Origin of the sequence: Polymorphobacter multimanifer, from assembly GCF_014205635.1 — a bacterium.
Lineage (GTDB): Bacteria > Pseudomonadota > Alphaproteobacteria > Sphingomonadales > Sphingomonadaceae > Sandarakinorhabdus > Sandarakinorhabdus multimanifer.
In genome coordinates this window covers 1-9,557 of record NZ_JACIIV010000050.1, presented here as the reverse complement: position 1 = coordinate 9,557, position 9,557 = coordinate 1, and the positions used below count along the sequence as shown (strand labels likewise).

Annotated in this window: 6 protein-coding genes and 1 tRNA gene; 3 read left to right on the top strand and 4 right to left on the bottom strand. The window is 64.1% G+C overall.

The genetic code is table 11. The annotated features are described in order from the left end of the window. The first annotated feature begins 408 nt into the window (after positions 1–408). Positions 409–2,100 (top strand): DUF885 family protein, encoded by a 1,692-nt coding sequence (locus tag FHS79_RS17950; protein ID WP_184203132.1) that lies wholly within the window; start codon positions 409–411, stop codon positions 2,098–2,100. A gap of 140 nt (positions 2,101–2,240) precedes the next feature. On the opposite strand, the gene FHS79_RS17945 is transcribed toward FHS79_RS17950, so the two are convergent. Both FHS79_RS17945 and FHS79_RS17940 read right to left on the bottom strand, forming a co-directional pair. Then, the gene (locus FHS79_RS17945; RefSeq protein WP_184203130.1) at positions 2,241–2,543 is read right to left on the bottom strand and encodes a hypothetical protein; all 303 of its coding nucleotides are present in this window, start codon (positions 2,541–2,543) and stop codon (positions 2,241–2,243) included. A 201-nt stretch (positions 2,544–2,744) separates the two neighbouring features. Beyond that, a tRNA-Val gene (locus FHS79_RS17940) sits at positions 2,745–2,819 on the bottom strand. 132 nt (positions 2,820–2,951) lie between these two features. Between FHS79_RS17940 and FHS79_RS17935 the strand changes: the two genes are divergently transcribed. After that, positions 2,952–3,815: an N-formylglutamate amidohydrolase gene (locus FHS79_RS17935; protein ID WP_184203128.1), complete on the top strand. Its 864-nt coding sequence runs from the start codon at positions 2,952–2,954 to the stop codon at positions 3,813–3,815. A 62-nt stretch (positions 3,816–3,877) separates the two neighbouring features. On the opposite strand, the gene FHS79_RS17930 is transcribed toward FHS79_RS17935, so the two are convergent. Beyond that, a complete protein-coding gene (locus FHS79_RS17930; RefSeq protein WP_184203126.1) occupies positions 3,878–6,676 on the bottom strand; it encodes a TonB-dependent receptor plug domain-containing protein in 2,799 nt (932 codons plus the stop codon). Positions 6,677–6,923: 247 nt separating this feature from the next. Here FHS79_RS17930 and FHS79_RS17925 point away from each other — a divergent pair, with 247 nt between their 5' ends. Beyond that, the gene (locus FHS79_RS17925) at positions 6,924–9,185 is read left to right on the top strand and encodes a S9 family peptidase (RefSeq protein ID WP_243452991.1); all 2,262 of its coding nucleotides are present in this window, start codon (positions 6,924–6,926) and stop codon (positions 9,183–9,185) included. 156 nt (positions 9,186–9,341) lie between these two features. On the opposite strand, the gene FHS79_RS17920 is transcribed toward FHS79_RS17925, so the two are convergent. Next, a partial coding sequence (locus FHS79_RS17920) for a CHAT domain-containing protein (protein WP_184203124.1) occupies positions 9,342–9,557 on the bottom strand: 216 nt, incomplete at its 5' end.

The window sequence follows — 9,557 nt, the reverse complement described above, 5'->3', positions numbered from 1 at the left end:
ATCAACTCAGGCTTCGTAAGCTGCTCAAGTTCCTCGCGATTCATGGATAGTGTGAATCATAGACGCGACCCCTTGGCAAGGGGGTGGGTAATTACTACGAATCAAGCCTGGGATGGTGAAACAAAATATAGTGGATTGATCGATACCTAGAATCGGTTTCAATATTTTTAGCCTGGAAAAGTCATTGCTCGAAGGTCGATTCTCGTTGCAGTATCCTTGTACTAAAAGCTATGTTTTTACCGAGCAGCGTGATGCCTTTTAAGGCTGCAGGACAGACTCGATGTGTAGAGTGCTTCCAGGCTTGCAACCCCTGCACGAAAAGGCCTTGGAGATTTCTTCAGCTACCACATTTGACGGGGTCGATTGATTGCGCAATGATACCCGGTGTCGACATCAGGGGGAAAAATCATGAGCCGAGCATCGATCACCTTGGCCGCATTGGCGCTTTCAGTCGCCATGCCGGCGTACATTGCTCCCGCTGCCGCCCAGATGTCTCCGACAGGCGCCATGCCTTCGAATTACAATGCGCTGACGACCCTCTTTTCCGACTGGCGCGGCTTTGTGATGGCGCCTGCGGGCAATGCAGCGACCGACTACACGCCTGCTGCCACGACACGCAAAGCTGCGGAGCTCGCCAAATTTCAAGCGCGCCTGAAGGCGATTAATACCAGTGGCTGGTCGGAGAGTGCGCTCATCGACCACAAGCTTGTTCAGGCCGAAATGAATGGTCTCGACTTCGAACTCCGGGTGCTGAAGCCATGGGAGCGGGACCCGACCTTCTACGCCAATGTCATCGCCGACATGAGTGACGTTCCTGCCCATGAAGGGCCCTATGCTCACCCGAATATCGATCTCTACATGTTTACATTTCCGCTGAGCCCGGCCGAGGACGCCAGACTGACAGCGATGATCGGCAATGTGCCCGCCATCCTCACCGCCGCAAAGGCCAATCTTGCCGCCGGCAATGTGAAAGACTTCTGGGCCTATGGCGACCGCGCGTTCAAGGAGCAGGCCGAGACGCTGAATGCACTGGGCGACAATACCCTGATCATGCGCACCCTCAAGGGCCGCATCAAGGCCGACACAGCCAATGCGAGCCCTGCGCTGAAGCGCGCGATTGCGAGCGCCGGCGTCGCGACGCTCGATTTCATCGACCACGTCCACGCCGAAGCGCCGAAGAAGACCGGACCGGCCGGCCTCGGCAAGGAGAATTACAACTGGTACACCAAGAACGTCGCGATGATGCCCTATGACTGGGACGCGCAGGTTGTGTTGTTGCGGCGCGAACTCGACCGGTCGATCACGTCGATGCGCCTCGAGGAGGTGCGCAATCGCAACAACCCGCCCATCAAGGAAATCGACAACGCCGAGGCCTATGCCAAGATGGAGCGGGCGAAGTCCGCCTATTTCTCCGACTTCATGGCAGCGACGGGCCTGGCCGAGGAAAAGCCGCACCTCCGCGCCGCGATCGCCGCGCAGCAGACCAGCTACATCCCGCCCGACAAGCGCCAGTTCTTCGGCTATGTGACCTCGCAGGACCCGCTGCCGCTCATCGCCCATTTCACGCACTGGATGGATCTTGCGCGCATGGCTGACGAGCCACATGCGAGCCCCATCCGCCGCGTGCCTTCGCTGTTCGGCATCTACGCCGACCGGTCGGAGGGCTTTGCCACCGCGTTCGAAGAGGTGACCATGCAGGCCGGCCTCTACGATGACATTCCGCATGGCCGCGAGCTGGTCTGGATCATGCTGGCCAACCGTGCCGCCCGTGGCCTGGCATCGCTCTACGTCCAGTCGAACGAGTTCGACCTGGCCAAGGCCGGCCAGTTCCATGCCGAGTGGACGCCGCGAGGCTGGTCGGACCCGGCCAGCCCGTTGGTGGGTTTCGAACAACTCCTGTACGCGCGGCAACCGGGTTATGGCCCCAGCTACGTCACCGGCAAACTGCAGATGGAGCGCCTCATCGCAGACATAAGCCACGCGCATGATGTCGCCAAAAAGCCGTTCGACATGAAGGTCGTCATGAACCGCATCTATGGTGCCGGGATCATCCCGATCCCGCTGATCGAGGACGAACTGATCGACGCTCCGCCGCGCTGAGCGCGTATTCGCGGCCTGAGCGGGCTGTTGGAGGGCGCTCGGAGGGCTCTGGGAGGGCTCTGGGCGGGCGCTGGCCGGGCAATCAAGGATCCACGGTCAGCTACCCGCCGATGTTTCACCGGGGCTGCGAATAGCTGCGTTCAATCCGGCGATGCCGCGCGCGGCGCGAGATTTGTGGAAAGATAGGCCATGACCGTCTCGAACGCTTCGTCAGTGAACGCAGCCCCCTGACCGATCATCGTGCCGACGACCTCTCCCCATTCGTCAGGCGATCTCGGCTGTGCGACGATGACGTCGACCCCATGGCACCGCGTACAGGAGTCCAGGATCTGTTGCTTGCCAGGAGCCTCGGGCAAGGCCACGCCTTGCGCAATATCGGCAACGCCGGCGATTGCGCCTGTGCCGGCAAGCACCGAAACCAGGAGAATTCCAGAACGCGTCATCGATGTCTCCGCTCGGAGGCACGACGGACCCCGCCGTTCGCACCTCTGCCATGCATGTCCCGAAGACCATCTTGAACTGGCGCTTGTCGAGCACGATCGTCGGACAGTTTCCGAGCAAGGGGATACGCCCACCTTTGACGACATTCGGATGATCACGGTAGGGCGCGGTGGAGCTTCGCGCAGGCCGTATCGGCGGGAAAATGGTGGACGCGGCAAGGATTGAACTTGCGACCCCTGCGATGTCAACACAGTGCTCTACCACTGAGCTACGCGTCCACGGAAGCAGCCCTCTAGAGGCTCGCATCGGCGCTTGCAAGCCCGGCTGTGCGATTGGATGTGACAATCTGCTGGAGGCGCGCGCCATATCGGCACTGGCGGGGGGACAACCCCTCCCCTAACAGTCGAGGAATGGACGATTCGCTGCAGCCGGGCTTCAGCCTGACCGGGGACGACGATGGGCGCTGGCCTGTCGTTCTGGCCTCCCCGCATTCCGGCCGGGACTATCCGGCTTCGTTTCTGGCCGCCTCACCGCTCAGCCTGTCGCAACTGCGCCGGGCCGAGGATGCCTTTGTCGATCATCTGCTCGATGGCGTGAGCGGGGTGCCGATCCTGCGGGCGCGCTGGTCCCGGCTGTTTCTCGATCTCAACCGGGCAGCGAACGAGCTCGATCCGGCGATGTTCGATGGCAGGCTGCCGGTTCCGGTCGCGGCAACCGACCGGGTGGCGTGCGGGCTCGGCGTGCTGCCCCGAATCGCCGGGCACGGGCTCGATGTGTATCGTTGCAAGCTGCCCATGGCCGAAGCGGCGCGGCGGCTGGCTGCACTGCATCTCCCCTGGCACAGCCGGCTGACAGGCTTGCTCCACCAGGCGCGCGCGCGGCACGGCTTCGCGGTGCTCGTCGACTGCCATTCGATGCCGCGGCCATCGGGCGCGCAGCCGCCGCAGATCGTGCTGGGAGACCGGCATGGCCGTAGTGCACATCCGGCACTTGTCACGCTGATCGAGCAGCATTTTCAGGGCGCGGGGCTGCGCGTGGCGCGCAACAACCCCTATGCGGGCGGCTACACCACCGAGCATCATGGCCAGCCCGCGGCGGGCATCCATGCCGTGCAGATCGAGATCGACCGCAGCCTCTACATGGACCCGGCGCGGCTGACGCTCTCGCCCGGTTTCGCCACTGTGGCGCGGCAGCTGCAGGGGCTGGTCCGACGCCTCGTGACCGAGACGCCGTCCATGCGACTGGCAGCGGACTGGCGCGAGGCCGCCGAATAAGAGGGCTTGCAGAGGACGGTGTTCCCCATCCGGCGCCCTCCCGCCGGATGGGGAAGCCCGGATCAGAAGCGGACGGTCGCTGCGATCCGGTAGCTGCGGCCCAGCGCATCGAAGGTGCCGGGGTAGGTGTTGGCCGAAGCGCCGAAGCCACCCACGTCGAGGCCGAAGACCGGTGGCTTCTCGTCGAGCACATTGGCAATGCCGGCGTTGAAGCTGAGGCCCTCGTTCACCTGGATCGCTGCATCGAGATCGAAGTAGTTGCGTGCCGGCAGGGTTGGCACGGGGGCCCGGCCGTTGGTATCGGTGCCGAACGCGATGCGATCGAGCTCGGTGCTGCCGAGGTGACGCCAACGGACCGAGGTCGTCACCGGGCCCTTGTCCCAGCTCAGACGTGCCGCGGTCTTGAGATCGGGGATGATCTGGTTGCAGATTGCCCCATATTTGCCGGCACATTCGAACACCGGCAGGCCGACGCCACCCTGGCGCGAGAAGCTGTCGACGATCGTGGCATTGGCATTGAGCCGCAGCCGCCCGGCGTTGCCGAGGCCCACCTGATAGCTGATTGCCAGATCATAGCCGGTGGTCCTGGTGCGGCCGGTGTTGACGAGCGTGGCATAGACACCAGTCTCGTTGCCGCCGAACAGCGAGCCGTTGACCGGATCGCGAACGATCTGGCGGCAGAACACGCTGTTCGGGTCACGCAGCTGCAGATAGCAGGCATTGAGGGCGTTCTGCCCGCCGCCGGCGAGCGGCTCGATGGTGTCGGCAATCGAGACGCTGTAATAATCGGCGGTGATCGTCAGGTTGGGGATGAAGGTCGGGTTGAGCACCACACCGAAGGTGTAGGTGTCCGATGTCTCGACGGTCAGATCGGGGTTGCCGCCGGCAAAGCCCTGGAACTGGCCGGCAGGCGGCAGCGGCACGGTGCCATAGCGGCCGGCGGGCACGCCGACGGCTTCGCAGATGGCGCGCCCGGCAGCGGGCGTGGGGCCTGCGCAGGGATCGCTGCCGGTGACCGAGGTTTCAACCTGCGGCTGGAACAGCTCGTTGATGTTGGGCGCACGCACCGCTCGCTGGTAGAGGCCGCGGAAGCGAAGGCCACGCACCGGCGACCAGTCACCACCGGCCTTGTAGGTGTAGACGGTGCCGGCCGAGGTCGAATAATCCGACACGCGCGCACCGCCTTCGAGGCTGAGGCTCTGGAAGAATGGCCGGTCCTCGATCAGCGGAATGCGGATTTCGCCGAACAGCTCCTTGACGTTGAAGCCGCCGATAACGACGGCCTGGCTGCCGAAGCCTGCCGAGCGGCCAGCGGCATAGTTGGCATCGGGGCGGAACACCGAATCTTCGGCGCGATATTCGACGCCGACGGCGATGCCGATCGGGCTGTCGGCGAGCGGGGACTTGAAGCCTTCGCCGAGATCGCCGGCGAAGGAGCCGCCGAACACGGTCTGCTCGGTGGTTGCCTGCACCTGCAGATCGAGGCTGATGAAGGCGAGCGCTTCGGGCGTGACAAGGCTTGGATCGTTGGTGAAGATGTTGAGCGGCACGCAGCCATTGGCAGCATTGATGCACTGCGGCGTGCCATTCACGTTGCGCACCTGCAGCGCCTGCGCGATCCTGGTCAGGTCGCCATCACCGGTGAGCGAGGTCTGCTGCTCGGTGCGCGAGTATTGGCCATAGGCCTCCCAGCGCCAGGTGCCGAGATCGCCGCGAAGCCCACCTTGCACCTGATAGGCGGTGCGCGAAAAGTCCGACCGGCGCGGCGAGGCGAAGCGATAGCCGATCGAGGTTCGAACATTGCCATTGGCATCGGTACCGCCGGGGCCCGCCTCGGCCTGCAGGGCGGCTACGGTGCCGGGGGCGAGGAAGGGGTTGTCCGGATTGATGAAGAAGGACGCGAAGAAGGTGCCGCTCGGCGCCAGCTGGGTGGAGACGCGGTTGTTGGCGAAGGTGATGCGGCCGAAGGCTTCGATCGACGGGGCCAGCTCATAGGTGAACATGGCGCCGGCGGTATAGCGCTCCTGCGGGACCTGCAGGAAGTTGATTGGGTTGGTGTTGAAGATGCTCTGCTGGGCATTGAGGGTGCCGTTCGGGCCGAAGCTCACCACGCCGTCGCCATCGGTGTCGATGCCGCGATTGGCAGGGGCCGAGAGGACGATATTGGCCGGAAAGGCCGTGGTCGAGCCCGATTCGATCAGGCCATCGTCGGTGCGGTTTGCGGCGAGCGCAAAGCGGGAGAACGGCCGATCGCCCTGGAAAACCGGGTCGCGCTTGGTATAGCCGCCCCAGATGGTGGCATGGCCACGGCCGCCGGCAAAGCTGCCGCCGGCAACAAGGTTGGCATCGATGGTGAAGCCATCGCCCTGCTCGGTGACCGAGCTGGTGGCATTGGCCTGCAGGCCCTCGAACTTGTCATCGAGGATGAAGTTGACGACGCCGGCGAGCGCATCCGAACCATAGACGGCGGAAGCGCCGCCGGTAACGACTTCGACGCGCTTGATCAGCATGACGGGGATGGTGTTGAGATCGACCACGCCGGTGTTGCCGGCAGGCGTCCAGCGCTTGCCGTCAACGAGGACGAGCGTGCGCACATCGCCCAACCCGCGCAAGTTGACGGTGGTGGTGCCGTTGGAGCCGTTGTTGTTGCTGCTGCTGATGCCGGGGACTGCCTGCGGGATCTCGACCAGCGCCTCTTCGATGTTCACGACGCCCTGGAGCTTCAGCTCTTCCGAGCTGGTGGTGGTGACGGGGCTGGTCGATCGCAGGTCGCGGGTGACGATGCGCGAGCCGGTGATCACGATTTCCTCTTCCACCACCGCGGTGTTCGCAGCAGTTTGCGCGAAGACGGAAACGGGCATCAGCGCAGCGCACGACGCCATAAGCAAACAACGCAAATTCATGATCATCCCCAGGTTGAGTGTTGCAATAGCGAACTTATGTGCGCATTTACGATGCAGCGGTCAACCCTGTGAAAGATTTGCGTCGTAAATTTCCGTGGGGTTAACCGATTTGTCCGGACAAATGTGCGCCGAGCGCACGTGCGTGGATTAATTACGACGGGGAGGTTGTGTGGGAAATTTCTGGATGCTCGTGCCGGCATTGAGCTTGGCGATTACCACTATGGCGCTCGGTGCCGAAGTCACCGGGCCGGACCGCGCAGCCTATGAGCAGTCGCTGACCCTGCGGGAACGCACCATGTATCTGACCGACAGGGTCGCTGATGCGCCCGCCTGGGCCAACGATGGCAAGAGCTTCCACTATCGCCGCACGGCACGCGATGGCTTCGAGTTCGTCACCTTTGATGTCGGCAACCGCCAGCATCGCCCGGCCTTCGATCATGATCGGCTGGCGAAGGGTCTTGGTGCCGCGACCGGAACGACGCTTCGTGCAGACCGGCTGCCATTCGAAGCCTTCACAACCGGCCCCGACGGCAGCATCCGCGTGCGCATCGACGAGGCCAGCTACAGTTGCTCGCTCACCAGCTACACCTGCGCACGCGCACCGGCCTCGCTGCGCCGCCCGAACATGTATGGCGTGCTGCGTGACCTGAGCGTGCCGGCCGACAACACGCCTCACCGTTCGCCCGACGGCCGGTTCGAGGCGGTGACTGCAAACGAGAATATCGTGGTCCGCAGCCTTGCCGATGGCAGCATCGTGTTCCGCACCCAGGACGGCTCGCCGGGCAATTTCTACGATCCCGAGTCGATCGTCTGGTCGCCTGACTCCGCCAAGATCGCGGTTTACCGGGTGAAGCCGGGCTTTGCGCGCGAAGTCTATCGCGTGCAGGCGGCTCCGCCCGATGGCGGCCGGCCGAAGCTCATCACCCAGCTATACCCGACCGTGGGAGACCGGCTCGACAAGGATCATCCGGTCGTGATCGATATTGCCGCACGCAAGATCGTCGAACCGACCGATGTGCTGTTCCCCAACGCCTATCAGCTCTCGCCGCTCGCCTGGCGCGCCGACAGCAGTGCGCTCAGCTTCACCTACAACCAGCGCGGTCATGCCGTGTACCGGCTCGTCGAGGTCGATGCCGCCAGCGGGAACGCGCGCGATGTCGTGACCGAAAAGTCGGACACGATCGTCTATGCCCCGCGCATGCAGCACCATGATGTCGGCGGTCTCGGCCGCGAGATCATCTGGATGTCCGAGCGCGACGGCTGGAACCACCTCTACATGGCCGATGGCCGCAACGGCCGGCTGCGCCAGCTCACCCGCGGCGACTGGGTGGTGCGCAGCATCGTCCATGTCGATGAAGCCCGCCGGCAGATCATCTTCGCCGCCAATGGCCGCGAAAAGGGCATCGACCCCTATTTCCAGCATTATTATGTGGTAAACTTCGACGGCAGCGGCCTGCGCGCCCTCACAACTTCAGATGCGTTCCACGATGTGCGGCTGTCGCCCGACAAGACGATGTATGTCGATCTCTATTCGCGCACCGACATGCCACCCGTCATGGAGTTGCGCCGCGTCGCCGATGGCGCGCTGGTGACCGAAGTTGAACGCGGGGACATCTCGCGCCTGCTCGCCGCCGGCTGGAAGGCGCCCGAGCGCTTTGTCGCCAAGGCGCGCGACGGCAAGACCGACATCCATGGCGTCATCATTCGGCCGAAGGATTTCGACCCCGGCAAGCGCTACCCGGTCATCGAGAATATCTATGGTGCCGGCTTCGACCAGTTCGTGCCCAAGCGCTTCTGGCCGTTCGGTCTCCACGCCGGTGGCGACGAGGTGGTGGGCATGCAGGCGCACGCCGACCTTGGCTTCATCGTCGTGCAGATCGACGGAATGGGCACGCTGCACCGCTCCAAGGCCTTTCACGACATCACCTTCAAGAACGTCGGCGAGGCCGGCACCCCCGATCGCATTCTCTGGCACAAGGCTGCCGCCGCCAAGTACAGCTGGTACGACACCAGCCGTGTCGGCATCTATGGCGGCTCGCTCGGTGGCCAGAATGCGCTCGGCGCGCTGCTGTTCTTCCCTGAATTCTACAAGGCCGCAGTCGCCTACAACGGCTGCCACGACAACCGCCTCGACAAGCCGAGCTGGAACGAGCTGTGGCTCGGCTGGCCGGAGAGCGATGCCTATGATCGCAGCTCGAACGTGGTCAACGCCCACAAGCTGCAAGGCGACCTGCTTCTCGTCTCGGGCGAGCTCGACATGAACGTCGACCCCGCCGTGTCGATGCAGGTGGCCGACGCGCTCATCCGCGCCGGCAAGGACTTCGAGCAGATGATCGTGCCCAACGGCGGCCACGGTGCCGGACGCTCGACCGAGCCGCTCCACTATCTCCAGCGCCGCCAGTTCGATTTCTTCGTGCGCAAGCTGCGCGGGGAGACGACGCCGGCATGGAACCGGGCAGCGGATTGAGAAAGGTGCCTCCGGCGGGCACGAAGTGCCTCCGGCGGCTGGGGCCTTGGGCCCCAGACCCCAATCCAGGGTGGTCGCCAGCTGTGATGCAGCCGGACTTGCGGAAGCTTGGTTGACGGGGTCTGGGGCCGAGGCCCCAGCCGCCGGAGGCCTCCCCTACTGCACGGGCCGGGCTGCATCCCCGACGATTGCGAACGCGCTCCAGTAATAGGGGTGTGAGGTTTCGGCGTCGTCCATGAGGCGTTCGGCGGCGGTTTGCATGGCTTCGCCGACGGCCTTGGCATTGGGGTCGAACAGGCCGGAGATGAGCCGCTGGGTGGCGCCGAAGTCGTCGGGCACCGGCCAGTGGCTCGCGACGACGGTGCGCGAGCC